We start from the raw sequence: 25,269 nt of genomic DNA, 5'->3' as shown, positions 1-25,269 counted from the left end.
GGTACTGAAGTTAGCCCCTTGTGCTCCTACATGTTTGTCGCTCTTTTCTATCGGGGTGCTACCGGTATAGGCTGTAAGTGCAATCAAGAAGGAACCTGATCCAGAATAGGCTAGTTTGAAATAGGCATTGGAGGTGTTGTTCTCCATGGATTGAAAAGGTGTTGACCTGGGTGTTGGTGCTGCCTCCTATCACCAGGGATATTGGAAACCCAATGAGCTCTTCGAAATAGAAATCCATATTGAGAGCATAAAAATATTGCCATTTACTTTCCCCTCTTTTGAGAGTTTCTCCATAGGCCATTTTCATATCTGTATTGATTCCCAACCAATGGGAGGGAGCGTAGGAGAAGGTCAAGCCGCCACCACTTATCAGAGAAGGGATTTTTTGAGTTACGCTTGGGTCATCTGCTCCATCGATCAGATCATTGACATAGGCGGTAACATCAACTATGCTGGCCTGGGTATTGGTGAGAGAATAGTACATGGCCAACTGGTGCTTCTTACCACTAGATAGTTTGAATTTTACGCCAGTCTCGGTGCTGGTAATAGAACTAATTCCTTGTGTTAGAATGCTTTGAGCGCCAGTCCCTAATCTTGCCGAATAGTTCAGCCGCATAAAGAAATTCGCCCAATCTTTTACCCTTTGAGAATACCTTAGACTTAAACCCACATATAGTAATTCATTTCGCAGACTGAATAAGGTAGTATCACCCACTTCTACAGATTGGGAATTAAAAACCGAGGTGTTAGCCATGGACATATTTAGCCCAAACTGCGTGCGAATAAATGGTGAACGCATGGCTTCAATGCTATTGAATACATGTCCATTCAGTTCTGGTACTTTAGGTAGTTGCTGGGCCTGAATGAAAAAGGCAGTGAACAGAAGGGGTGATATGAGGAAACTGAGCTTTTTCATTTGTCTTTTTTGCCTATAGGTAGCACCCAGGTGAGTCTAGATTCAACAGATGTGGTTTTTAGTCTTGGCAGGTTCTGAGTGTTTTGCTGCTCTCCCTCTGAAATATTGATGAGCCCTTGTGTATAGCGCAGATCCAGCGTGATTAATTGCTTGAAAATATGCAGCCTGTATCCCAACCCAACCATGGCAGAGAAATTGTAGTTTTTGATGGCTTGTGAAAGGTCACTGGTCTCGTTTGTTCTTGTATTTTTCCCTTTGGCGCTTAATAGTTGATTATAGATCAGGCCTGTGAAAAACTGCCAATGTTGATTGTCGCTGATTAGTTTCAACTCCAGAGGCAGTGACAGGTAGTGCAAGGAGATGTTTTTGGTAGTGATGAAGCTTTGGTCGCTATTTAGGACGTAATCAGGGTTGATTTCTTGCAGGTTTCCTTTGGATAGTTTGAATGACGGAGTGAAGGCTAAATAGACGTCAGACTTGAGTCCATAATCAACCATGATTCCATATTGATAGGCATTGCCGAATTGAAAGCGAACCTCTGCTACATCTGAGGTCCTGTCTCCAACAAACTTATTTGTGACAGAGCCAGCGAATATGCCAAGGTTGATCTTTTCCTGAGCGCTTGCTTGATAGGCAAACAATAAAACACATATGATGAAGGTTGGGATATTTCTCATACTTTAGAAGCGGATAGGGATGTTCAGGTTCAAGCGATAAAAGAGTACATTGTCATTCCCTGTTTTTTCGCCCCAGCTAGATAGATTGTCCAGGTAGTCGGTCAAGGTATTGAAATACCCTGCCTGCAACCCAATCCCAAAGTCGTTGGCCAAATAATAGCAAAGGCCAATTTGACTAGGTAGCATAATAGTCAAGTTGCGATAATCCTCGCCTATGGGTCGGCTAACAGGTTGATCGATCAAGGAATTTCCTTCCTCATCCTTTGGGGTGAATCTCATGATTCCTATCCCTTGTGAAAAGTAAACCTGAAAACGTTCCCGATGGATGATGTTGAAGTGTAGTTCGTAATTGATGCTGAAATAGTCAGTATTGAAGGATTCGTTGGGAGTAGTAGGTGTGCCCGAGCCATCGTCAAAACTGTAATCCAATTGGTTGCCCTGTAGCATCCCAAAATTTAGGAGGATGTTGCTGTTGAGTCTTTTGTTTTTATTGAGTTTAATGCCAAGAGTAAGAAGGAGTTGACCATTGCTAAGTCCGGTTTCTAAATCACCTTGATAAAACCCACTTCCAAGACCTGTTAATAATTCTTTTTCCTTTTTCGTCTGCAGACTGTCCTGGCCCAATGCTGATTGGAGGGTGCTAAAGAAAAGGAGGATGAAGAGTGTGATTCTCATGAGGACAAAAAAATAACCGGGCATGAAGCATACCCGGTTACTAAAATAAGTATTGTCTATCGACTAATGAAATTAAAGATCAGTCAAGTCAAAGCTATCCATAAAGGATGTATTGAATTGGCCTGATTTGAAGATTTCGTCTTCCATCAACTTGATGTGAAATGGGATAGTCGTTTTGATTCCTTCGATTACGAATTCTTCTAGTGCACGCTTCATTCTAACCAAAGCCTCTTCTCTTGATTGAGCTGAAATGATCAGCTTGGCAATCATAGAATCATAGTTTGGAGGAATGGTGTAGCCTGCATACACATGGCTATCAACACGTACACCGTGTCCACCTGGTAGGTGAAGGTTGGTGATTTTCCCTGGAGAAGGTCTGAAATCCTTTGAAGGATCTTCCGCATTGATTCTACACTCGATCGCGTGAAGTTGTGGGAAATAGTTCTTTCCTGAAATAGGAATACCAGCTGCCACTTTAATTTGCTCCTTGATTAGGTCAAAATCAGTAACCTCTTCTGTAATCGGGTGCTCCACCTGAATACGTGTATTCATTTCCATGAAGTAGAAATCACCGTGTTTGTCCAAAAGGAACTCAACAGTACCGGCACCTTCATATTTGATAGCCTCAGCACCTTTGATAGCAGCGGCTCCCATTTTTTCTCTCAGCTCTTGTGTCATTACAGAAGCTGGGCAAGGAGTCTCCTCTGCCAATTTTTGGTGTCTACGCTGCACAGAACAATCACGCTCAGATAGGTGACAAGCTTTACCTGTGCTATCTCCAATGATTTGGATTTCTACGTGGCGTGGCTCTTCGATGAATTTTTCGAGGTACATGCCATCATTACCAAATGCGGCTTTAGATTCGGTACGAGCATCATCCCATGCCTTTTGAAAATCTTCCTCTTTCTTGACGATTCTCATACCACGTCCACCACCGCCGGCAGTTGCCTTCAGTATGACTGGGTATTTGATTTTCTTTGCAATTTCCTTTCCTTGAGCTACAGAATCCAACAGTCCGTCAGATCCCGGGATCGTAGGAACACCCGCTTTCTTCATGGTGTCTTTAGCAGTGGCTTTGTCACCCATTTGGTTGATCATTTCTGCACTTGCACCAATGAATTTGATGTTATATTCTTCACAAACTCTTGAGAACTCAGCGTTCTCAGACAAGAAGCCATATCCAGGGTGGATGGCGTCAGCATTTGTGATTTCTGCTGCTGAAACTATTTTTTTGATATCCAGGTAAGACTGGTTGCTGGGTGCTGGGCCGATGCATACTGCCTCGTCCGCAAATCTCACGTGAAGACTTTCTGCATCTGCAGTAGAATAAATAGCTACTGTCTTGATGCCCATCTCTTTACACGTTCGGATTACCCTTAGCGCAATTTCTCCCCTGTTTGCAATTAATATTTTCTTAAACACTGCTTGAGGTATTTAAATGAAGGAATAATTAAGATGGATCTACCAGGAACAACGGCTGATCGTATTCTACTGGAGAAGCATTGTCAACCAATACTTTTACAATAGTTCCAGATACTTCTGATTCGATCTCGTTGAAAAGCTTCATCGCTTCGATGATACAAACTGGTGAACCTTTATCTACTTTGTCTCCAATGTTTACAAAGTCAGGAGACTCAGGATTAGCTGCACGGTAGAAAGTACCAATCATAGGTGACTTGATTTCTACATAGTTGCTTCCGCTGGCTGCAGGAGCTTCAGCTTGTGGTGCAGCAGTAGCTGCGGCTGGAGCCGGTGCAGGTGCAGGAGCTGCGGCAGGAGCAGCTGCAACTGGAGCAGGTGCAGATATCGCTTTTTCGATGATCTGAGCTTCGTTGCTTCTCTTAACCTTTATTTTAAATTCTTCAGTTTCAATGTTTACTTCTTCCAAACCAGAGTTTGATAGAAAGTCGATTAAATCTCTTATTTCTTTAACCTTCATTTGATCGATTGTTTAATTAATGTTTTTGTAAAGCTGCCGCTTCTTTATTCTTACAAATTTAAGCGAATTGCGCAATTTTCTTGGATTTTGCATTCGCACAAAAAAAGAGTCAAGAATTACTTCTTCACTCTTTCAACATAAGATCCTGTACTACTTTCGATTTTTAGCACATCACCCTGGTTCACGAATAGAGGAACCTGGATTTCTGCACCTGTCTCGAGCGTAGCGGGTTTACTTGCATTAGTTGCTGTATCTCCTTTTAGACCTGGCTCTGTGTAGGTTACTTCCAGTTCGATATGCATCGGGAGTTCACATCCCAATACTTTTTCTTCCTCGGCGTGGAAAATCACCACCACTTCCTGACCATCCTTCAAAAATTGAGGCGCATTGATCAGGTCCTCTTGCAAGGATACCTGCTCATAAGTAGAGCTATCCATGAAGTGGTAGCCTAAGTCATCCTTGTATAGGTACTGGTAGTCGCGACGCTCGATACGAGCAGTGTTGATTTTGTGTCCTGCCGTAAAAGTGTTGTCGATCACTTTTCCTGTTTCCACATTTTTCAATTTGGTGCGTACGAAGGCCGGACCTTTCCCTGGTTTTACGTGTTGGAATTCCACGATGAAGTACAACCCATTGTTGTACTCAATACACATTCCATTTTTAAAATCTGCTGTGCTAGCCATTGCTAAATCAGAATTTTAGTTTTTCAAGTTATTTCGGGTCGTAGGCCCATTTTATATACATAGAACCCCATGTGAAACCACCACCAAATGCAGCAAGGATGATATTATCTCCTTTTTGGAGTTGATCTTCGTAGTCCCAAAGACACAGGGGCAAAGTACCAGCAGTCGTGTTGCCGTACTTTTCGATGTTCATCATTACTTTTTCTTCACTGATTCCCATACGGTTCGCAGTGGCGTCAATGATTCTTTTGTTGGCCTGATGCGGCACTAACCATCTGACATCATCAGCGGTTAGATTATTCTTTTGCATGATTTCGGCAGAAACTTCTGCCATATTAGTCACAGCAAATTTGAATACGGTAGCTCCTTCCTGAAAAGCATAGTGTTTGTCAGCCTGTACACTCTCAATCGAAGCAGGAATTCTACTTCCTCCAGCTGGCATGCCTAAATATTCTGCTCCTGAACCGTCTGCTTTCAATATTGAATCCTGAACGCCTAAGCCTTCTTCGTTAGGCTCTAAAAGCACGGCTCCACCGCCATCACCAAAAATGATGCAGGTTGTACGGTCTTTGTAATTGATGATAGAGGACATTTTATCCGCTCCGATCACGATTACTTTTTTGTACATGCCTGTTTCAATGAATTGAGCGCCTGTTGCCAGGGCGTATAAGAAGCCTGAACAAGCGGCCGACATGTCGTAACTAAAGGAGTTGATAGCACCAATTTTGTCTGCTACGATATTGGCTGTAGCGGGAAAGGGCATGTCTGGTGTGACAGTAGCACAGATGATTAGATCTATGTCCTTAGGATCAGTACCTGTTTTCTCGAGCAAGCCTTTGCAGGCTTCTATGCCGATCACAGATGTCCCCTGTCCTTCACCTTTTAATATTCTTCTTTCTTTGATACCTGTACGAGAAGTGATCCATTCGTCACTTGTCTCTACCATGGTCTCTAGTTCTGCATTGGTCAGTACGTAATCAGGAACCCAGCCCTGAACGCCCGTAATTGCAGCTGTTATTTTACTCATTTGCAGATTGTCTTATTGGTAAAATCAGGTTGAAATATTAGCCTCTGTTGGTATCTTTTGAATCGGCAATTTAAGCATTTATTTCAGTATTAAAAGGGCATTTCAATCCTCTTAAAACATGGTATGCATGCATCATTCATATAAACACAGAAAGTCTGCTCAGAAAGCAGACTTCTAATATTTTACCCGGAAGCATCAAAGTTTTATGCTAAAACTTCTTTTTCGATTACTACTTTTCCTTTGTAGTACAATTTGCCTTCGTGCCAATAAGCCCGGTGAGGTAAATGAGCCTCTCCAGTAGTCGCACAAACTACATAGTTCTTTGCCTCAGACTTGTAGTGAGTTCTTCTTTTGTCTCTTCTTGTTTTTGAAGTTTTGCGTTTTGGATGCGCCATTTTCTTATAATTTTAATTTTCCTTATTCTTAATTTTTTTCAATAGAGCCCATCTGGGATCCACTTCTTCTTCATCTGGAGTGGTATCTACTTCTTCCTCGTCCTCGGTCGATGAGTAAACCAACTCCAATTCATACTCATCATCCTCTTCCTCTAATTCGAATCTAGGGTGAAGCTTTTTCATCGGAACAGCTAAAGTCAGGTAATCAAATAGATTTTTCTCTATGTTGATACTCTGCTGACCATTAGGTATTGTCCAGATTTCGTCTTGACTGTCGTCAAACTCCTCACCATATTTCAGGATCAGCTGTTCTTGAATACTGACGGGGAAGTCGAAATCTTCCATGCTTCTATCGCATGTCAGCACGATCGAACCCTCAATGTCAAAATTGACCTCTATTAAGCGATCTTTTTTGACTAGCTCGATTCTGCAAATTCCCTGTCCGGATTCTACCAGACTGTCCTCATGATTCTCAAAGAGCGTGTCGTTAAAATCAAAATCAAATTCATGAACCCCTAATTTGAGTCCGAAAATGTCGATTCTGAAGTTTTTATTCTCTTTCATCGTCTTGTAAGAAAATAAGTCCGCAAATTTAGAGATTTAAATTTAATATTTAAAGTCTATTTCCGAATTTTGGGGACTTCTAGTTTGTTTAATGAATTTTTCTTTGACTATTTGAATATGAGAGAGTTGCTAATTGCCAAATATGGTTCAGTATTTCAGAAAGAATTGATTGATGAAATAGTTGCCAAAGGTGTAAGTAAAGAACTCGGTGCAGGCACCACTCTCATAGACTATGGCAAATATATCAAGTCTATTCCACTCGTGATGCAAGGTACGATTAAGATTGTGCGTGAAGACGAGAAAGGAAATGAACTTTTTTTGTATTACCTGGGGGGAGGCGACACTTGTGCCATGTCACTGACTTGCTGTACCAGTCACAAGAAAAGTGAAATAAAAGCGATCGTCGAAATGGATGCGTTGGTTATCATGGTGCCACTGCAGTACATGGACGAATGGATGAAGTACAGCAGCTGGCGTCAATTTATCTTTTCTTCTTTTAATACTCGTTTTGAAGAAATGCTCAATGCACTAGATTCTGTAGCGTTTATGAATCTTGACGAGCGCCTACTCAATTACCTTTTGGATATAAAGGAGAATACTGGTACCTACGAAATCACTCGCACCCATCAGGAGATTGCCAATGATCTGGGAACATCACGTGTCGTTATTTCCAGACTGCTGAAGAAACTGTCCCAGGAGGACCGGATCGAACTGCACCGCAACCGAATAGAAATCCTTTAGGACAGAACATTGTAACAAGGGTTACAAAATCCCCATGTAAGCTGAGGTATTTTTGTGCATCTGATTAAATTGATGCTATGGAGCGAATTTTCCCTTTCCTTGCAGTAGTAAGGAATTACAAGTCTGGTGATTTTAGAAGTGACCTGATCGCCGGGTTGACGGTGGGGGTCATGCTCGTGCCTCAGGGTATGGCCTATGCTATGATAGCAGGGCTTCCTCCAGTGTATGGATTGTATGCATCGATTTTTCCTCCTATTATATATGCTTTTTTTGGCACCTCCAGACAGTTAGCTGTTGGGCCAGTGGCGATGGACTCTTTGCTGGTCGCTACGGGAGTTTCCACTATGGCTGTTGTAGGTTCTGAAGATTATATCAGTCTGGCCATTTTACTGGCCTTGATGATTGGTGTTATTCAGGTGATGATGGGGACATTGCGATTGGGGTTTCTCACTCATTTTTTATCTCGCCCTGTGATCGCTGGTTTTACCAATGCCGCGGTTTTGATTATTGCTATCAATCATATTAAATATCTGACAGGAATTGATTTGCCCAAGAGCAAATATCTCCATGAGATTATCATCGAGCTTTTTGCCAGGATTACGGAGGTTAATTTTCCTACCCTTGTTCTTGGGCTGTCAGCAATAGTTTTTATTCTGGTGATGAAAAAGGTAGCGCCTCGAGTGCCAGCTGGGCTGACCCTGGTGATGCTGGGAGTAGCAGTGGTTTACTTTTTTGATTTGGAACAATTGGGTGTAGCCATTGTAGGGTTTATCCCTGATGGGTTGCCTGAGTTTTCGGTTCCAGAGTGGAGTGTGGCAAGGTTGCGCGGTTTGCTCCCTATGGCATTTACCTTGGCTTTTATTGGCTATATGGAGGCTTTTTCTATCGCTAAAACCATTCAGTTTAAAAGAAATAATGAATATGAAGTAAGAGCCAATCAGGAATTGGTGGCGCTGGGAGTAGCTAACGTCGTAGGGTCTATGTTCAGCTCATTTACCTCATCAGCCAGTTTTAGCAGATCAGCCGTCAACAACAATTCAGGGGCTAAGTCAACTGTGGCGCTTGTGATAGCGGGAGTGGTGGTGTCTCTTGTGTTGCTTTTTTTGACTCCTGTATTTTATTACTTGCCAAGCACAGTTTTGGCAGCTATCGTGATCGTAGGAGTTATCTCTTTATTAGATATCAAAGAAGTCAAGTCACTTTGGTATACCGATCGGGTGGATTTTACGATGTTGGCTGTAGCATTTGTAGGGACAATCGCTTTGGGTGTAGAGTGGGGTATCATATTAGGTGTCCTATTGTCGCTGGCTGTATTGATATATAAAACATCCATCCCTCATATGGCGGAATTGGGTCAGATCGAAGGGACTCGTTTTTTTAGAAACATCCACCGTTTCCAAAATGCCGTCGAAAAAGAAGAGGTGAGTATTTTGAGATTTGATGCCCGACTTTATTTTGCCAATGTCGATGCGCTGAAAGAAAAGGTGGCTTCCATTGTAAGAAGAAAGCCGGACTTAAAGCTTTTTATACTTGATAGTCAAAGCATCAGTGACATTGACTCTATGGGGATCAATTGCCTTCGTGAGATTCAAACTGATCTTCAGGCCAAAGGAGTGGTGTTTAAGATGAGTTCAGTCATTGGGCCGGTGAGAGACAAACTGCAAAGGACTGGACTATCGGACCAAATAGGACTTGATAATCTTCACCCTACCATCGAGTCGGCTCTGGGCCTCCTTGGAAAAGAAAGTATTCCTTTTCAAGCCAATATTTAATCTTTGGCATAGCATTTGGTTAAGTCTTCGCAGCAAACGTTTATTGCCATGAGAAGCCTGTTAATCATTTTCGCACTTTTATTGTTGACCGCATTTGCGGTTTTGGCTCAGGATAAACAATCAAAAAGAGCAGCTAAGAAGGAAGCAGAAGCAAAGAAATATGCTTTGACTAAAGAAATCCTGGAATCTGGCGAGTACTATTTTGTGGCCGATTGGGCTACTACCCAAAAAGGGAGAAGAATCAATCTCATTTCCAACCCGAATCAATTCAAAATTTCTGATCAAAAAGCTGAGGCCAGCATGCCTTACTTTGGCGCAGTTCAGATGTATGACATGAGTGGCCAGGGAGGAATCAATATCGAAGGCCCGGTAGAAAACTATGAGGTCAAATACAATGAAAAGAAAAACAGGATCACGGTTACTTTCAAGGCGAGATCCAGTACGGGCAACGAGACTTACGCCTGTACTTTTAATATGGGTGCCACTGGCGGTACGAGTCTGAGTATAACCAGCGGTGCCCGCAATAGGATCAGTTATTCTGGTCAGATCAAGGCTCTTTCAGATACAAACCCAAAAGAATAGTAATAGTAGTTTTGATAAATTAGAAAAGGCTAGCGATTTCGCTAGCCTTTTTGATTTTCTTAGGAGTAGTTACTCTGGAGTCTTTTCGTCCGGGTATTCTTTTTTGAATCCATCCCAGAATTCATTGACCGTTTGCTTCATGTCCTTGTGAAGGTAGACCAGCCCGAAAAGGTTCGGAAGTGTCATCACCGCAATGGCAATACCGGCAAGGGACCAAATGATCGTGGTGTCTGTAAAAGAAGCCACGAAGAATCCAATCACGTATACGATTCTGTAGTAGACTACAGACCTGCTTCCAAACAAGAAAGTCATAGCTCTATCTCCATAATATGACCATGAAATGGCAGTACTGAATGCGAATAGTAAAATTCCTAAAGAGACGATGTATTTTCCATATTCACCGAAAAATCCGCGTCCAAAGGCTTCTGCAGTTAGAGGAGCACTATGGATGAGTGATTTTCCTCTGAAAGATACGGTGATATCAGTGGGATAGCCTGACTCAATTTCTGTTTCGCCAGTAAAAGGCTCTCCGTCCTTATATATCATCACATTCTCAGCTAATGATCTGGCATGAATGAAAGTAACAGGATTGATTGCCTTGCCATCTTTTACCTCTAAGGTACCGTCAAATGAAGGCAAAGTTTCTTTTCCTGATATGTGCTTGTAGAGAATCTGCTGCCCTTCTTCGTCTTGATCTGAAGCATTTACTTGCTCCAGTATGGTCAAATCAGCATAGTCAAATTGATTCTCCATTTTTTCGTTCCATACCCCTGATGAAAGCAATACCATACCTGTGATTGTACAAATCACAATGGTATCGATGAATGGTTCGAGGATGGCCACCATACCTTCTGATACAGGTTCGTGTCCTTTGGCAGAAGCGTGGGCAATAGGTGCACTACCCTGACCCGCTTCGTTAGAGAAAAGGCCTCTTCCTACGCCTTTGTTGAATGCGAAAGCTACAGAGGCTCCCAGGAAACCACCGGTAGCCGATGAACCAGAAAATAGATCTGCAAAGATGGAAGTGAAAGAAGGTATGATCTGATCGTAATTGTAGAAAATCACAGCAAAAGCACCGATGAAATAAATTAGAGCCATAGAAGGAACCAACTTTTCTGTCACTGCTGCAATTCGTTTGATCCCTCCAATAATGACCAATCCAAGTAAAACAGAAAGAACTGCTCCAGTGACCATCAAATCAATGCCAAAAGTGGAGTATAGCGTCGTGGAGATGCTGTTGATCTGAGGCAAACTACCTGTCCCGAATGACGATAAAACAGTGGCAACAGCAAATGCTGCGGCCAACCATTTCATGTTCATTTTATTTTTCATGAAATACATGGGGCCACCGGCCATGGTGCCATCTTCTGTTTTTTCACGGTATTTGTGAGACAAAGTCACCTCTACAAATTTGGTACACATACCAACTGCAGCAGTGGCTAGCATCCAAAATAGAGCAGCGGGCCCGCCAATATGAATGGCCAGCGCCACCCCAGCGATGTTACCCGTACCTACTGTACCCGAAAGCGCAGTAGCCAGCGCTTGAAAATGGGAGGTATCACCCTCATCATCGCTTTTGTCAAATTTGCCCTTTACTACTTTGACGGCAAATCCGAAATATCTTATTTGTGGAAACTTTAGGTAGATGGTAAAGAATAGTCCAGTCCCAAGTAGTACATAAGGAAACCAGCCAGAGCTGCCTATATAACTATCAATTAGGATCAAGATGTCGTTTAACTCTTGCATAAAGATTTATATGTTGTTTAAAAAATCGTCCAACAACAAATCTATACAAAGCGATCACTTCAGGAAGCAGGAGATTCTATTTATCTTAGATATCTGGCCAAAAAGCAGCTTTTTTTCATGACAGCATACGAACACCTACACGAACGCATCGATTCTCTTTCTCCATTGAGTGAGTCAGAGTGGTTGGATTTCTCCTCGCGATGGCATCCTCATCGGTTCAAGAAAGGTGATTTTATGATCGAGGAGGGAAAGGTTGAAAAGTATTTTTGGTTCGTACATGAAGGAGTGCTAAGGGCTTTTTTCAGAAGAAATGGGAACGAATCTATTGTCGGTTTTACTTACGAAGGGGATTTTTCGGGAGCTTATGATTCTTTTTTGGATCAAAAGCCGTCGGATTGGAACATTCAGGCATTGTCTAATGTGGAGGCCCTGAGGATCAGCTACCAGGATCTCATGGAAATGTACGATGCCTACAAATCTGTGGAACGCTGGGGGCGAATGTTCAATGCCAGGATACTGATAGGAATGGGTAGGAGACAAGTGGAGGTGCGAGATTTTTCGGCAGAAGAGCGTTTTGATCGACTGATGCAGGATAGCCCTCACATTTTTCAAAAAGTTCCTCAGAAGTATTTGGCTTCTTATCTGGGTATGACCCCTGAGACTTTCAGTCGGATGAGGAAAAGTACCATGAAAAATTCTGTTGTAGAACGAACTTGATTTAGATCAAGTTTTTAAAAATCAAACTCATTTAGCTTTGTATCATACAAAAACACAAACTATGAAAAGGTCTGAACTCATCGAATCCCTCAAAAAAGACACTCTAGAAGTATTAGAAGAAGTGAAGTCTCTGGAAACCCTCGGCGAGGAGCTATTGTCCAGGCGTCCCAATCCAAACAAATGGAGTGTGATCGAGTGCATAGAACATCTCAATATTGCAGACGGGCATTATTTAACCCTGTTCGAAAAGAAATTGCCCAAGGCCAAAGCCTCAGATAAGGAGGAGTATGATAGTAGCTGGATGGGAAACTATTTCGTGAAAGTGATGAAGCCAAGACCTGATGGATCGATCCCATCTCCAATGCGCACCATGAGCAAGTTCGATCCAGAGGTGAAAGTTCATGCCGATACATTAACGAAGTTTAAGAAGGATCAACTGGAGTTGATTAAGTATCTGGACATGGCAGCTAGCTTAGATCTAAAGGCCATTAAGATCTCATCAGCGATAGGTCGTTTGGTTACTTTTAGATTGGGAGATGCCTTTCGTTTCGTGATCGCGCACAATCAGCGACATATTATTCAGGCCAAAAATGTGCTGAAAGCGCTGGAGGAAGAATCGGTGAGTGTGTAAATGATAAATGACCCCACCTCTGAGGTGGGTACCCCCACTTCAGAGGTGGGGTCAGTCGTCTTTGAAGTACCCCCTCCCACTACAAACATGCGAGCTCGCATCTCAGAACCTCTCGATCGGAGCAAAAAGACCCGAGCGCGCATCTTTTTGCTGCGGCGTTGAGTGTTTGAAGTCCCCAGGGGTACCTTTTTGGTCCGGAGGCGCATGTTTTTGCTGCGAGCACTCACCTAAAACATGAGCTGGTTCATCTTTTTAGTGGGGGACCCCACTTGCATAAGTACCCCATTCACTTCTGAAGTGGGTTAGGTTCATGGAAAGACCAATTAGAAGGCTGTATTAATCTCCCAACAACCTTTCCAACTGCTGATATTCAATCCCAAACTCCTTCTTGATTTCTTGGATTTTGGTAGTGCTCTGTTCGCTGTTTCTGGTATTGTGGTGATTGATACCTACTAGCATCACGTTTTTGCGTGTGTGCTCATTGGATACAAATTCGAAGATTTTGGATTCGTATCCTTCTCTCTCGAGGAGCAAGGCGCGAATGGTGTCTGTTACCATTTCGTACTGCCTCTCTTTGAATATACCGTATTTCAATATTGGGTTTTCGGCAGGTTTTCCTTTGAGCTGCTTTCTGATCTGTTTGTGACAGCAGGGTGCCGATACGATCAGGGCTGCTTTGGAAGCGATTCCTTTGGCTAGCGCGTCATCTGTGGCAGTATCGCAGGCGTGCAGCGCGATCAGTATGTCTATATCGTTATCGTTGTATTCTTCTATGGGTTGATCCAAAAAGTTGAGCCCGTCGAATCCTAATTCCGTGGCTGCCTGATTACAGAAGTCCACCAGATCTTTCCTTAATTCTATTCCCGTCACCTGTACATCCAGACCTTTCTGAGTGAGGTAATCATAGAGCGCAAATGTTAAATAGCCTTTGCCAGACCCCATGTCCACGATTTTTGGTTTGGGTGGGAGGGAAGCCGAGTCAAGTAGAGACTCCATGATCTCAAGAAACTTGTTGATCTGTCGATACTTGTCAGCCATTTTGGGGATGATGTTTCCCTGGCTATCAGAGATTCCTAATTTCTGTAGGTAAGTGGACTCTGCTGTAGATCGCTTCTTTTTCTGTTTGTCGTGACTCACGTCTTCTATTTCTCTGGTTACGGCCTTTTTTTGTAGCGTGGTTTTGCCTTTTTTACTGGTCAGTAGCGTATAGTCGATTGTGGTGGTGCATAGCACGGCATTTTTAAAATGCGTCTCCAGATATTTGGCGACTTCTTTCAGCCCCTCTTCAAAATCGAAGTTTTTCGTTTCGTCCTGAGTTAGATGGCGAAAGAGAAAGTTGAGTACCGTTTCATTTTTGATTTCAATCGGTCGGACATACAAGTTTTGAAGACTACTTGATTTTTGAAAAGGTTTGCTCAAAGTCAACTTAACAAAGGTGCCGCCCTGTAGGCTCTCCTTGATGTGCTGCAGAAATGCCGGTTTGCTCATGTTGCAAAACTAGGGATTAAAATCCTTTAGGGCGCTTGAATTTGATGATTACAGGATTGTTTCCCTTGATTTGGTAGGTGTTAGTGGCATGAGTGCTTGTCTGAATGCCATTGTTGTCAAGCCCAATCCATATTTCGTTTTCTTTAAGTAACAGGGCTTCTGCCATGCCGTATTTTTCTGGTTCAAAGAGCTTCCCTTCAGGATGACTGCAGATATGACCATAATACTTTTTGTCTATCACCTCACCAGACGCTGGGTCAATCTTGGATATATAATTGCCGTTTCTCTCGAGAAGGTATAAAAAGCCATTTTCAAATTTGGCATCTGAAAAATCGTTGCTTTCTGTATTCGGGATGTCAAATTCAGGGAGTAATTGGTTGGACTTATTGTCGTAGGGTAATATGAATCTCGGCTGTCTTTCCTTGACCAGGTATAAGATTTGATTTTCGCAGTTGATTGCCAATCCTTCCCATCCGGCATTGCCCCATTCGGTTTGCTTTAGTTGCTTGTCTTCGAAAGGAATATCTATCAGTTCTAGTTTGCCCTTCCCATCAAAAAGGTCGCTTTTATTCAATCGGTAGATTCCGCCATTTTTTTCATTGGCCAGATAGAAATAGCCATCGCAGTAGTCTATGGCTTCTAGATCCAGTCGGAATTTTGCGTTGAAAAAGTAGGATTGAACAAGGTTGAACTTGTTTTGATCCAATGAGATTTCATAAATGTATCGGTTCCATACTTTGTCAGAAATAACAAAGTACCGATTATCTACTTCTACGATTCCGCTAAGATCAAATCTCAGTGTATCCTCTTTCTCTAATTGATGTATAGAGATCATTTCAAGTTGCTCATAGCTCGATTGAGCCATTAGCAACTTTGAAATCAAAAGGCAGTACGTGAGAAGTACTGTTCTCATGGATTTGAATTAGATACGTTCGATTTTGGCTCCCAAAGCATTGAGTCGACCATCGATATTTTGATATCCTCTGTCGATTTGCTCCACGTTGTGGATGATGCTATCTCCCTCTGCTGACATAGCTGCTATGAGGAGTGATACGCCCGCTCTGATGTCAGGAGAGGTCATGGTGATGCCTCTCAATGGCACCTTCCTATCCATACCGATGACGGTAGCTCTATGTGGATCACAAAGGATAACCTGAGCGCCCATTTCGATCAACTTGTCTACGAAGAACAAGCGACTTTCAAACATCTTTTGATGGATCAGTACAGTTCCTTTAGCCTGAGTGGCCGTCACCAAAGCAATACTCAATAGGTCAGGAGTGAAGCCTGGCCAAATCGCATCTGCGATAGTCATGATGGAACCGTCGATGAAGGTTTCAATCTCGTAATGGTCTTGCTCAGGGATGAAAATATCATCTCCCTTGAATTCCATTTTGATCCCTAGTCTTTTGAAGATGTCAGGGATAATTCCCAGATGAGGAATGCCTGCATTTTTAATCGTGATCTCAGATCGAGTCATGGCTGCCATGCCAATGAAACTACCTATCTCGATCATATCGGGTAGCATAGTGTGTTCCGTACCATGTAGAGACTCGACTCCTTCGATTACCAGAAGGTTCGAACCTACGCCAGATATTTTAGCTCCCATGCGATTGAGCATACTACACAATTGCTGTAAGTAGGGTTCGCAGGCCGCATTGTATATGGTGGTCTTTCCTTTGGCTAATACAGCCGCCATCACGATGTTGGCTGTACCTGTTACTGACGCTTCGTCCAGTAGCATATAGGTGCCAGTCAGGTGAGAGGCGTCAATTTTATAATAGCCAGAAGCCTTATCGTATTTGAATTTCGCTCCGAGTTTTTGGAAACCGGTGAAGTGAGTGTCTAACCTCCTTCTTCCGATTTTGTCACCTCCAGGCTGTGGAATCATGCCTTTCTTGAATCTAGCCAGTAACGGACCCAGCAACATGATAGACCCTCTCAGCGAGGAAGCCATCTTGCTATACTCTTCAGATTCTAAAAAGTCAATATTGATATTATCAGCCTTGAAGGTATAGGACTCAGGGCTGTTTTTGGTGACACGTACTCCGATTTCGTTGAGTAGGTCGATCAACTTGTTTACGTCCCTGATGTTAGGGACTTTGTTGATGACCATTTCTTCGTCTGTGAGAAGCACCGCAGACAAAATTTGAAGTGCTTCATTTTTGGCACCTTGGGGAATGAGATCGCCCTTCAACTGGGTGCCGCCAGTCACATGGAATGAAGCCATTAATTTCTTCTTCTTCTGTTGTTATTGTTGTTGTTATTATTCCTTCTGTTATTGTTGTTATGGGCTCTTCTGTTGCTACGTTTTTCACGTTTTTGAGGCTCGAAGAGGTTTCCAGCTTTCACTTTTTCCATATCAATATCAAGCTGATTTTTGGAGAGTTTCCTGATGTTGGTGTAAACCACATCATCTTCCATAGTGTCTTGATTGTAAGAGTAGAAGAAAGTCTTCATCAATTTGCCGATGTGAATAATTGCAGCCTCTTTTTCTTCAGCATCTTCCAGCGTGATGGCTTTATCAATCAATAGTTCGATGTTCTTACCGAAGTGTCTGAAAGTAATGTCGTTAGCTGAATAAGGGACACGATCTGGCTTCTTGTCTAAAATAGCTTTGTCTGGAGTAGGGAAAGGACCTTCTATATCCAGTTTGAAGCCAGAGATGATGTGCATGTCATCCCAGATTTTTTGATTGGTTTCAGTCGTTTCTTTGGCGGTAGGATTGATTTGCTTCATCAGCTCAACCATTGTCTGAGCTTTCTTGTTTCTTTCCTCCTTGTCTTCAATAGTCAATAAGTGATCAACTAATTTTTGAACGTTGCGCCCGTATTCTTTTAGGATCAAATGTTCCTGGACTGTATTATAATCGTGCATGTGCTTTATGATATATCAAAGATCAAAATTAACCTTTTACCCCAAATATTATAGGTCTTCTTGATTAATATGTGATTTTGAGAGATTTTCTGACAACTTCTAGTTTAGATTTTGTCTGTATTAGCCCCGCTTGTAACCTTTTAGATACCGATGTAGTTTCTACTCACAGTTAACTAAATACTAAAAGCATGCTTAAAAAGATATTATGGGTTGTAGGAGGGATAGTCATTCTGTTTGGTTCCTATGTGGTCTACGAGATTTTAACGACCAAAAAATATAGTCCCGCCGATAAGGTTGCCTTTCAAAATGAATCTGTGGAAATAGAAGTGGACTATTGTCGTCCATATAAAAAGGGCAGAAATGTGTTTGGAGATTTGTTGCCTTATGATACTTATTGGCGTACTGGCGCTAATGAACCGACCATTATTAGTTTTTCGGATGACGTAAAATTCGGAGGACTGAAAGTCAAGGCAGGTAGCTATAGGCTGTATACCATTCCGGGGAAAATGACCTGGACAGTCGCACTCAATTCTGAATTGGAAACCTGGGGGTATTGGGAACCCGACTATTCGATGGATGTTTTGAGAGTGGAGGTTCCTAGTCAGTCTTATCCCTGTTGTCAGGAACAATTTGTGATTCAATTTCCAGAAACCGAATATGGAACTGATCTGGTCTTGATCTGGGATGATGTGAAAGTGACTGTTCCTATTTCGACTTGATGAAAAATATTTTAGAGTGCTTGCAACTATTTTGGACTTGAAAGCATCTTATGTATGAAAGGTTAGAAATATGAACGTAGAATCCTCATAAAGACAAACCTTAACCCCATAGGTCAAAAACAAAAATCCCGATTCATGTATGTTTGAATCGGGATTGTTTTTTTATGATCGAGATAGATATTACATCTATTCTTTCTTCTCTTTTTTCGATTTGCCTTTCTTAACAGCAATACTCAAAGCATCAGATTTACCATCGTAATCAGCAAGTAGTGTATCACCTTCCTGAACATCTCCAGTTAAGATGAATTCTGCTACCTGATCCTCCAGATACTTCTGGATGGCTCTATTGAGCGGTCTGGCACCAAATGCTGGGTCATATCCTTTATCTGCTAAGAAATCTTTTGCTTTCTTGGTCAGCTCTACGTTGTAACCCAATTCGATCACTCTCTCTAACAGCGAGTCCAAAGTAATGTCGATGATTTTGTGGATGTCTTCTCTTTCTAGAGAATTAAACACTACTACATCATCCAATCTGTTGAGGAACTCAGGAGAGAAAGCTTTCTTCAATGCATTTTGAATCGTAGACTTCATGATGTCGTCCAAATTGTTCTTTTTGGGTTTGTTCATGAAACCAATTCCAGCTCCGAAATCTTTTAAGTCTCTGGCACCAATGTTAGAAGTCATGATGATTACAGTATTTCTGAAATCAACTTTTCTACCTAAACCATCGGTAAGAATACCGTCATCCAATACTTGTAGCAAGATATTGAATACATCTGGGTGTGCTTTCTCTATTTCGTCTAATAGAACTACACTATAAGGCTTCCTTCTTACTTTTTCAGTCAATTGACCACCCTCTTCATATCCGACGTATCCCGGAGGTGCCCCCACGAGTCTGGATACCGAGAATTTTTCCATGTACTCACTCATGTCTATTCTCACCAGGGCATCGTCCTTGTCGAATAGGTATTTAGAAAGTACTTTGGCCAATTCTGTTTTACCCACACCTGTTGGTCCCAGGAATACGAAAGAACCAATCGGTTTTTTCGGATCTTTCAGCCCTACACGTGTTCTTTGAATCGCCTTGGTCAATTTGGCGATTACATCGTCCTGACCAATGACTTTCTTCTGAAGATCGTCCTTCATGGTTAGCAATTTCTTGCTTTCCTTTTGGGCAATTCTCTTCGCTGGAACACCTGTCATCATAGCGATCACCTCAGCCACACTGTCTTCGTTAACTGTGTATCTCTGTGATTTGGTTTCTTCTTCCCACTTGGCTTTTGCCAGTTCGAGTTGCTCGATGAGTTTCTTTTCTTTGTCTCTCAACTGAGCCGCCTCTTCATATTTTTGACTTTTTACGACCTGATTCTTTTCAACCTTAACCTCTTCGATAGATTCTTCCAGGCTTACGATCTCATCTGGAACATAAATGTTGTTGATGTGAACGCGAGACCCTGCTTCATCCATTACGTCGATGGCTTTGTCTGGCAAAAATCTATCACTGATGTATCTGTCCGATAGGTTGACACAAGCTTGTATCGCCTCTTCGGTATAGTTTACATTGTGGTGATCCTCGTATTTGTCCTTGATGTTGTTCAGGATTTGAACCGTTTCATCCTTGGTGGTGGCATCTACCATTACCATTTGGAATCTACGAGCCAAAGCCCCATCCTTCTCGATGTACTGTCTGTATTCGTCGAGTGTGGTAGCCCCGATGCATTGGATTTCTCCTCTGGCTAACGCAGGCTTGAACATGTTAGAAGCGTCGAGCGAGCCTGATGCTCCTCCAGCGCCAACAATTGTGTGCAGCTCGTCGATGAATAGAATCACTTCCGGAGATTTTTCAATCTCATTCATGACTGCTTTCATTCTTTCTTCGAACTGTCCTCTATATTTTGTACCAGCTACCAATGAGGCCAAGTCGAGTGTAACCACTCTTTTGCCAAACAGTACGCGGGATACTTTCTTCTGAACGATTCTCAATGCCAAACCTTCTGCGATGGCAGTTTTACCCACACCAGGCTCGCCTATCAGGATTGGATTGTTTTTCTTTCTTCTACTCAGAATCTGAGCGACACGCTCAATCTCCTTGTCTCTACCTACTATTGGATCTAACTTGTCGTTCTCAGCCAATTTAGTCAGGTCACGGCCGAAGTTGTCCAAAACAGGAGTTCTGGATTTTTCGCCTCCTTTCGGATCCTTGCTAGAAGAACTGCCAGAACCACCCGCTCCAAATAATCTTGAAGAATCATCTTCTGGCTCATCCGTGTCGGATGAAGAAGACATTGGATGTTCTGTCTGATATTCGAGCAATTCCTTCACTACATCGTAAGCCACATCAAATTTGTCAAGGATCTGAGTCCCGATATTATCTTCGTCTCTTAGGATGGAAAGCAAAAGGTGTTCAGTACCGATCAACTGGCTTTTGAAGATTTTGGCCTCCAAATAGGTGATTTTTAATACTTTTTCTGATTGTCGAGTCAATGGAATATTTGCCAGGTTCTTCACGTTGTTAGTGGCAGATCCTTTGGTGGCTTTTTCTATTGAGGCTCTCAGCTCATCAAGAGAAACTCCCAGTTTCTTTAGCAGACTGATAGCAACCCCTTCTCCTTCTCGGATCATTCCCAGAATGAGGTGTTCGGTTCCTATGTAGTCATGCCCTAGACGGAGTGCTTCCTCGCGACTTAGTGAAATGACCTCTTTGACTCTATTTGAAAACTTTGCTTCCATGTGCTACTTCGTTAGTAGTAAAAATAATTTTTAATCTAATAAAAACTAAACATTAATCTAAAAACGATTGAAACTATTAATCGTTATGTCCATGCTTCAGTTTTTATAAATAATTGTCGGATTCGGGCCCAGTATTGCTGAGCAAATCCAGTACGCTCAATTTAGCTGCAAATTCCTGTCCAAACAGCTGGGGGTACGGGATGGGATCTTTGATCTTTGAACAAATATAATCCTTTTTAGGGTGAATCTTAGACCTCATGTCCTCTATTTGACCCTTTTCACCACTTTCATATTTATTTGTCAAATTCACTTTCGTGTCAATATTGAGGACTTTGAGACAAAATGACATGATATCCTGATTCAGTTCTAGCAATCGCTCAGGTTTGCGATGCAAAATATCATGAATATAAGGTTCGTAATATTCGAAAAATGGAGACTTGTTGTAGGCAGTCGTAATGGATCGCCAGTGATCTTTGATCCAGTCATGCTTATAATCGATCAGAATTTCGTCCATAGGGATTTTTCTATTCCCATTTTTGACGGGCACCGACAGAGGCTGTACTTTGTTAGGTCCTAAAATATAGCATCGGTTGCGGTAGGTCTGTTTTACGAAGTTCTCCTTGGCGTCAATCCAAATTTCATCAGATGCTTTGATATAGGATAAATAGGGTATGGATGGAAAGTATTGGCTGTCAATTATAGTCATCATAAGAATTCTGAAAGGTCTCCCATACCTTCTCTCACTACCAAAGCTTCCCCTTCGGTGCAGTCCACTACTGTACTGGCTACATTGCTGCCATATCCTCCATCGATGATCAGGTCGACTCGCCCATCATACTTTTCCAGGATCAACTCTGGATCCGTGGAGTATTCTAATATTTCGTCATCGTCGTGTATGGAGGTGGTGATGATTGGGTTTTCTAATTCTCTGACTATATCTCTTGGGATGTTGTTGTTGGGCACACGGATACCGATGGTCTTCTTCGAGGCATTCAGCATCTTAGGTACTTTGTTGCTCGAATTCAAAATGAAAGTGAAAGGCCCAGGGAGTGCTTTTTTCATCAATTTGAATGTGGAAGTTTCCAGGGACTTGGTGTATTCGGAGATGTGACTCAGATCGTAACAAATAAATGAGAAGTCTACCTTTTTGGACTTAATGCCCTTGAGTTGTTTGATTTTTTCAATGGCTCGTGTATTAAAAATATCACAGCCCATACCATAAATGGTGTCGGTAGGGTAGATGATCACGCCACCTTTTCTTAATACATCTACGACCTGACTGATTTTTCTGGGATCAGGATTTTCTTCATATAATTTGATGAACTCCGTTTTCATAGGAGTCAAATTTAGTCAATACCTATGATACATTTCGGTTTCGTGTCAGGTACTATTTCTGTTCTTTTCCTCGATTGGGGTAAATCAAAGGGTTCTTTTGAAATAATTAGAAGGCGACAAAAGTCGATTGGCTGAATTACTTATTTTTGCGGCCTTATGGACAGAAAAAAAGTCATTTTAGGAGCCATCATCGTTTCGTTTTCAGTGATGTTGTCTTCATTTGGTTTCTACTTTCATCAGGTAGTTTATGCCCCCAATTTTCTATATGAAAAGAATCCAAAACCATTAATTATTCCTACTGGTTCGGATTATAAATATGTGCAAAAGCAAATAGCTGATGGGGGATTTGTGGATGATTTGGTCAGCTTTAGTTTTCTGGCTAAGACCATGGGGTACCAGGAAAATGTAAAACCGGGATTGTATCTGTTGGAGCCCGGAATGAATAATCTGGAAGTGATCCGTTTGCTAAGAAATGGTAGTCAGACGGCTGTTAATGTTACTTTCAATAACGTGAGGTTGGTTTCTGATCTCACTGAAAAAATCACAAAAAACCTGGAAATTACAGCGGAGGATTTTGAGGCAGTGTTGAGAAATGATTCGCTGATTAAGGCCAATGGGTTCGACAGCCTGACTATCATTTCTATGTTCATTCCTAATACTTATCAAGCCTATTGGAACACCAGTGCTGAGGCGTTATTTGCTAAAATGAAGCGAGAGTATGACAAGTTCTGGACGGATGAGAGAAAGAAGAAAGCCGAAGCACTTGGTATGACACCTAAAGAAGTGTCTGTTTTGGCCTCTATCGTACAGGCAGAGACCATCATGTCAGATGAAAGACCAGTTGTAGCGGGTTTGTATCTGAACCGTCTGAAGACTGGAATGCCACTACAAGCCGATCCTACGCTGGTTTTTGCAGCACAGGATTTCGAAATCAAAAGAGTACTCACCAAGCATACCCAAATCGAATCTCCATTCAATACCTATAAGTACACAGGTTTGCCTCCTGGGCCTATTAATATGCCCAGTATCAAGTCCATTGATGCTGTGTTGAATTACAAAGAGCATGATTATATCTTCATGTGTGCGAAGGAGGACTTTTCGGGCTATCACAATTTTGCGTCTAATCTGAGAGACCACAATCGCAATGCAGCCCGCTATCAGCGTGCGTTGAATCAGGCTGGACTGTATAAATAATGGCCAAGGAGCATAGCTTTTTCAACGACGTGTATGAGGTGGTCAAATTGATCCCTGAAGGTCGTGCTACGAGCTATGGTCTAATCGCCAACTATCTCGGGACAGGAATGAGTGCCCGTATGGTAGGATGGGCTATGAATGCCGCCCATGGTTTGCCAGAGGTTCCAGCCCATCGGGTGGTCAACCGAAATGGTTTATTGACCGGTAAAGCACATTTTGCTACTCCTACGCTGATGCAGGAGCTTCTAGAGCAAGAGGGCATTGAAATCGTGAAAGATAAAATTCAAAATTTCAAGGAGATCGTGTGGGATCCTATGAAGGAGTTAGAGATTTAGTCTCTCTCTTTGATCAACCAAAGACCAATAAAGCAAAGTAATCCGTTGACCAAGAGCAGTTCAAAGCCAAATTGGTAGCCGCCTAGCAGCACATCTGAATACGCATTGAGGACATAGGTGAGCACGGGAGCAATCACACAGATTACAGGAGCCCAGGCATCTTTTATCTTCCATGAAGTGAAAAGTCCGAAACTGTAAAGCCCCAATAAAGGTCCATAAGTATACCCTGCCACGCGGAAGACCTGGTTGATTACACTATCGTCGTTCAATGCTTTGAAAATCAATATGACAGCAAGAATCAATACAGAAAAGCCCACGTGAATCCATCTCCTTTGGGCATTATTGGAAGTGTTCGGTTTTTTCTCAAGAAAGTCGATAAAGAAGGAGGTAGTCAAGGCCGTGAGCGCCGAGTCTGCACTTGAATAAGCCGCAGCTGTTACGCCCAGTAAGAAAACCACACCTCCCAGTACGCCGAAGTGGTTGATCGCCAGGTAGGGGAACAAGGCATCGGTAGTTTCGGTCAAGTCAATTTGCTTAACTTCTACATAGTGATAGAGCAGTGTGCCTAAGGCAAGAAAGAAAAGGTTGACAAAAATCAATACAAATGTGAACCAGTATACATTTTTTTGAGCGTCTTTGAGCGAGCGACAGGTCAGGTTTTTCTGCATCATGTCCTGATCCAGTCCCGTCATCACGATGGCGATAAAAGCTCCTGCAAAGAATTGTTTAAAGAAGTTGCGTGGAGCCTGCCAATCCCAAATGAATGTTTGAGAAGTCTCACTATCTGCCACAATCTGGATGAGCTGAGAGGGAGAATAATCCAACTCACTGCCTATGATCCAAATGCTAATACCGACGGCCAATAGCATAAATAAAGTCTGTAAGGTGTCGGTCCAAACGATGGTTTTGATGCCGCCCTTGAAAGTATAGAGCCAAATGAGTGCGATGGTGACAAATACGGAAACCGCAAATGGCACATTGAATGCATCGAAGAAGGCTACCTGAAGCACGGTGGCTACCAAAAACAAACGAAAGGCTGCTCCAATCACTCGAGAAATGAGGAAAAAGAAGGCGCCAGTCTTGTATGATCTCTTTCCGAAACGCTGATCTAGATACTGGTAGATAGATACGAGGTTCAGTTTGTAGTACAGAGGCAGTAGGACCAATGCAATCACGGCATAGCCCAGAATGTAGCCTAAAACCATCTGAAAATAAGCCCAGTGACTGCTGCCCACTTCACCAGGGACGGAAATAAAAGTGACACCTGAAAGAGAGGCACCAATCATTCCAAAGGCAACCAAATACCAGGGAGACTGTCGGTTGGCGGTGAAGAAAGTTTCTGCATCACTGTTTTTGCTGGTGATTTTTGCGATCAGCATCAATACTGCGAAATATCCAGCGATGATCAGAAATACAAGTGTTGGGCTCATGTGTTAATGGGTTTGATCTAGAAAGAAAAGAGGTTGTCTCAAAAGGTTCATTTATCTGAATTTTGTCAAATTGGGCCAAGTCGCCCGCCTGCCGGATGG

The 25,269-nt window shown here is 42.4% G+C and carries 26 protein-coding genes; 8 read left to right on the top strand and 18 right to left on the bottom strand.

Annotated features, from left to right (window positions below; translation table 11 throughout):
* Positions 1-58 precede the first annotated feature (58 nt).
* The 9 genes from N7U62_RS12770 to N7U62_RS12730 all read right to left on the bottom strand — a co-directional run bounded on the left by N7U62_RS12770 (position 59) and on the right by N7U62_RS12730 (position 6,876).
* A complete protein-coding gene (locus N7U62_RS12770) occupies positions 59-916 on the bottom strand; it encodes a hypothetical protein (protein ID WP_264138366.1) in 858 nt (285 codons plus the stop codon).
* Complete coding sequence (locus tag N7U62_RS12765; protein ID WP_264138365.1) at positions 913-1,593, bottom strand: outer membrane beta-barrel protein; 681 nt, start codon at positions 1,591-1,593, stop codon at positions 913-915. Before N7U62_RS12765 ends, N7U62_RS12770 begins: the two co-directional genes overlap by 4 nt.
* Positions 1,594-1,596: 3 nt before the next feature.
* On the bottom strand, positions 1,597-2,268 hold the full coding sequence (locus tag N7U62_RS12760) for a hypothetical protein (protein ID WP_264138364.1): 672 nt from the start codon (positions 2,266-2,268) through the stop codon (positions 1,597-1,599).
* 72 nt (positions 2,269-2,340) lie between these two features.
* Entirely contained in the window at positions 2,341-3,690 is a 1,350-nt protein-coding gene (gene accC / locus N7U62_RS12755) for an acetyl-CoA carboxylase biotin carboxylase subunit (RefSeq protein ID WP_264138363.1), read from the bottom strand.
* A gap of 28 nt (positions 3,691-3,718) precedes the next feature.
* On the bottom strand, positions 3,719-4,207 hold the full coding sequence (gene accB, locus N7U62_RS12750) for an acetyl-CoA carboxylase biotin carboxyl carrier protein (RefSeq protein WP_264138362.1): 489 nt from the start codon (positions 4,205-4,207) through the stop codon (positions 3,719-3,721).
* A 116-nt stretch (positions 4,208-4,323) separates the two neighbouring features.
* Positions 4,324-4,890 carry an elongation factor P gene (gene efp / locus N7U62_RS12745; protein WP_264138361.1) on the bottom strand — a complete coding sequence of 189 codons (567 nt, stop codon included), beginning with the start codon at positions 4,888-4,890 and terminating at the stop codon, positions 4,324-4,326.
* Between the two features lie 28 nt (positions 4,891-4,918).
* Positions 4,919-5,917 (bottom strand): beta-ketoacyl-ACP synthase III, encoded by a 999-nt coding sequence (locus N7U62_RS12740; protein ID WP_264138360.1) that lies wholly within the window; start codon positions 5,915-5,917, stop codon positions 4,919-4,921.
* Between the two features lie 203 nt (positions 5,918-6,120).
* Positions 6,121-6,312, bottom strand: coding sequence for a 50S ribosomal protein L32 (gene rpmF / locus N7U62_RS12735; RefSeq protein WP_264138359.1), 192 nt, complete (start codon positions 6,310-6,312; stop codon positions 6,121-6,123).
* A gap of 12 nt (positions 6,313-6,324) precedes the next feature.
* The gene (locus N7U62_RS12730; protein WP_264138358.1) at positions 6,325-6,876 is read right to left on the bottom strand and encodes a YceD family protein; all 552 of its coding nucleotides are present in this window, start codon (positions 6,874-6,876) and stop codon (positions 6,325-6,327) included.
* A 117-nt stretch (positions 6,877-6,993) separates the two neighbouring features.
* Between N7U62_RS12730 and N7U62_RS12725 the strand changes: the two genes are divergently transcribed.
* The 3 genes from N7U62_RS12725 (at position 6,994) to N7U62_RS12715 (ending at position 9,971) form a co-directional block, all read left to right on the top strand.
* Positions 6,994-7,617 (top strand): Crp/Fnr family transcriptional regulator, encoded by a 624-nt coding sequence (locus tag N7U62_RS12725; protein ID WP_264138357.1) that lies wholly within the window; start codon positions 6,994-6,996, stop codon positions 7,615-7,617.
* 77 nt (positions 7,618-7,694) lie between these two features.
* Entirely contained in the window at positions 7,695-9,389 is a 1,695-nt protein-coding gene (locus tag N7U62_RS12720) for a SulP family inorganic anion transporter (protein ID WP_264138356.1), read from the top strand.
* Between the two features lie 48 nt (positions 9,390-9,437).
* A complete protein-coding gene (locus N7U62_RS12715; RefSeq protein WP_264138355.1) occupies positions 9,438-9,971 on the top strand; it encodes a DUF4251 domain-containing protein in 534 nt (177 codons plus the stop codon).
* A 69-nt stretch (positions 9,972-10,040) separates the two neighbouring features.
* Here N7U62_RS12715 and N7U62_RS12710 read toward each other — a convergent pair whose 3' ends face one another.
* Entirely contained in the window at positions 10,041-11,717 is a 1,677-nt protein-coding gene (locus N7U62_RS12710; RefSeq protein ID WP_264138354.1) for an alanine/glycine:cation symporter family protein, read from the bottom strand.
* A gap of 117 nt (positions 11,718-11,834) precedes the next feature.
* Between N7U62_RS12710 and N7U62_RS12705 the strand changes: the two genes are divergently transcribed.
* On the top strand, positions 11,835-12,434 hold the full coding sequence (locus N7U62_RS12705; protein WP_264138353.1) for a Crp/Fnr family transcriptional regulator: 600 nt from the start codon (positions 11,835-11,837) through the stop codon (positions 12,432-12,434).
* 61 nt (positions 12,435-12,495) lie between these two features.
* Positions 12,496-13,065, top strand: a complete 570-nt coding sequence (locus tag N7U62_RS12700; RefSeq protein WP_264138352.1) for a DinB family protein — start codon at positions 12,496-12,498, stop codon at positions 13,063-13,065.
* A 336-nt stretch (positions 13,066-13,401) separates the two neighbouring features.
* Here the strand turns inward: N7U62_RS12700 and N7U62_RS12695 are convergent, their stop codons facing one another.
* From N7U62_RS12695 to N7U62_RS12680, 4 genes are read right to left on the bottom strand one after another with little or no spacing between them, the layout of a single operon-like run.
* A complete protein-coding gene (locus tag N7U62_RS12695; RefSeq protein WP_264138351.1) occupies positions 13,402-14,553 on the bottom strand; it encodes a class I SAM-dependent methyltransferase in 1,152 nt (383 codons plus the stop codon).
* A 16-nt stretch (positions 14,554-14,569) separates the two neighbouring features.
* Complete coding sequence (locus N7U62_RS12690; protein ID WP_264138350.1) at positions 14,570-15,466, bottom strand: SdiA-regulated domain-containing protein; 897 nt, start codon at positions 15,464-15,466, stop codon at positions 14,570-14,572.
* Between the two features lie 9 nt (positions 15,467-15,475).
* Entirely contained in the window at positions 15,476-16,780 is a 1,305-nt protein-coding gene (murA, locus tag N7U62_RS12685; RefSeq protein ID WP_264138349.1) for a UDP-N-acetylglucosamine 1-carboxyvinyltransferase, read from the bottom strand.
* Complete coding sequence (locus tag N7U62_RS12680) at positions 16,780-17,427, bottom strand: DUF4290 domain-containing protein (protein ID WP_264138348.1); 648 nt, start codon at positions 17,425-17,427, stop codon at positions 16,780-16,782. The genes murA and N7U62_RS12680 overlap by 1 nt, the downstream gene beginning before the upstream one ends.
* A gap of 188 nt (positions 17,428-17,615) precedes the next feature.
* Here N7U62_RS12680 and N7U62_RS12675 point away from each other — a divergent pair, with 188 nt between their 5' ends.
* Positions 17,616-18,146: a DUF2911 domain-containing protein gene (locus N7U62_RS12675; protein WP_264138347.1), complete on the top strand. Its 531-nt coding sequence runs from the start codon at positions 17,616-17,618 to the stop codon at positions 18,144-18,146.
* Between the two features lie 186 nt (positions 18,147-18,332).
* Here the strand turns inward: N7U62_RS12675 and N7U62_RS12670 are convergent, their stop codons facing one another.
* From N7U62_RS12670 to N7U62_RS12660, 3 genes are all read right to left on the bottom strand, one after another.
* The gene (locus tag N7U62_RS12670; protein WP_264138346.1) at positions 18,333-20,876 is read right to left on the bottom strand and encodes an ATP-dependent Clp protease ATP-binding subunit; all 2,544 of its coding nucleotides are present in this window, start codon (positions 20,874-20,876) and stop codon (positions 18,333-18,335) included.
* Between the two features lie 103 nt (positions 20,877-20,979).
* The gene (locus N7U62_RS12665; protein ID WP_264138345.1) at positions 20,980-21,585 is read right to left on the bottom strand and encodes a WbqC family protein; all 606 of its coding nucleotides are present in this window, start codon (positions 21,583-21,585) and stop codon (positions 20,980-20,982) included.
* Positions 21,582-22,211 (bottom strand): L-threonylcarbamoyladenylate synthase, encoded by a 630-nt coding sequence (locus N7U62_RS12660; protein ID WP_264138344.1) that lies wholly within the window; start codon positions 22,209-22,211, stop codon positions 21,582-21,584. Before N7U62_RS12660 ends, N7U62_RS12665 begins: the two co-directional genes overlap by 4 nt.
* A gap of 156 nt (positions 22,212-22,367) precedes the next feature.
* Here N7U62_RS12660 and mltG point away from each other — a divergent pair, with 156 nt between their 5' ends.
* On the top strand, positions 22,368-23,405 hold the full coding sequence (gene mltG / locus N7U62_RS12655) for an endolytic transglycosylase MltG (protein WP_264138343.1): 1,038 nt from the start codon (positions 22,368-22,370) through the stop codon (positions 23,403-23,405).
* A complete protein-coding gene (locus N7U62_RS12650) occupies positions 23,405-23,740 on the top strand; it encodes an MGMT family protein (protein WP_264138342.1) in 336 nt (111 codons plus the stop codon). The genes mltG and N7U62_RS12650 overlap by 1 nt, the downstream gene beginning before the upstream one ends.
* Here the strand turns inward: N7U62_RS12650 and N7U62_RS12645 are convergent.
* Positions 23,737-25,170, bottom strand: a complete 1,434-nt coding sequence (locus N7U62_RS12645) for a sodium:solute symporter (protein ID WP_264138341.1) — start codon at positions 25,168-25,170, stop codon at positions 23,737-23,739. The two genes, N7U62_RS12650 and N7U62_RS12645, sit on opposite strands and share 4 nt — an antisense overlap.
* Positions 25,171-25,269: the final 99 nt, after the last annotated feature.

It is taken from the genome of Reichenbachiella ulvae (genome assembly GCF_025833875.1).
Lineage (GTDB): Bacteria > Bacteroidota > Bacteroidia > Cytophagales > Cyclobacteriaceae > Reichenbachiella > Reichenbachiella ulvae.
This window is presented reverse-complemented; position numbering and strand designations above follow the sequence as displayed.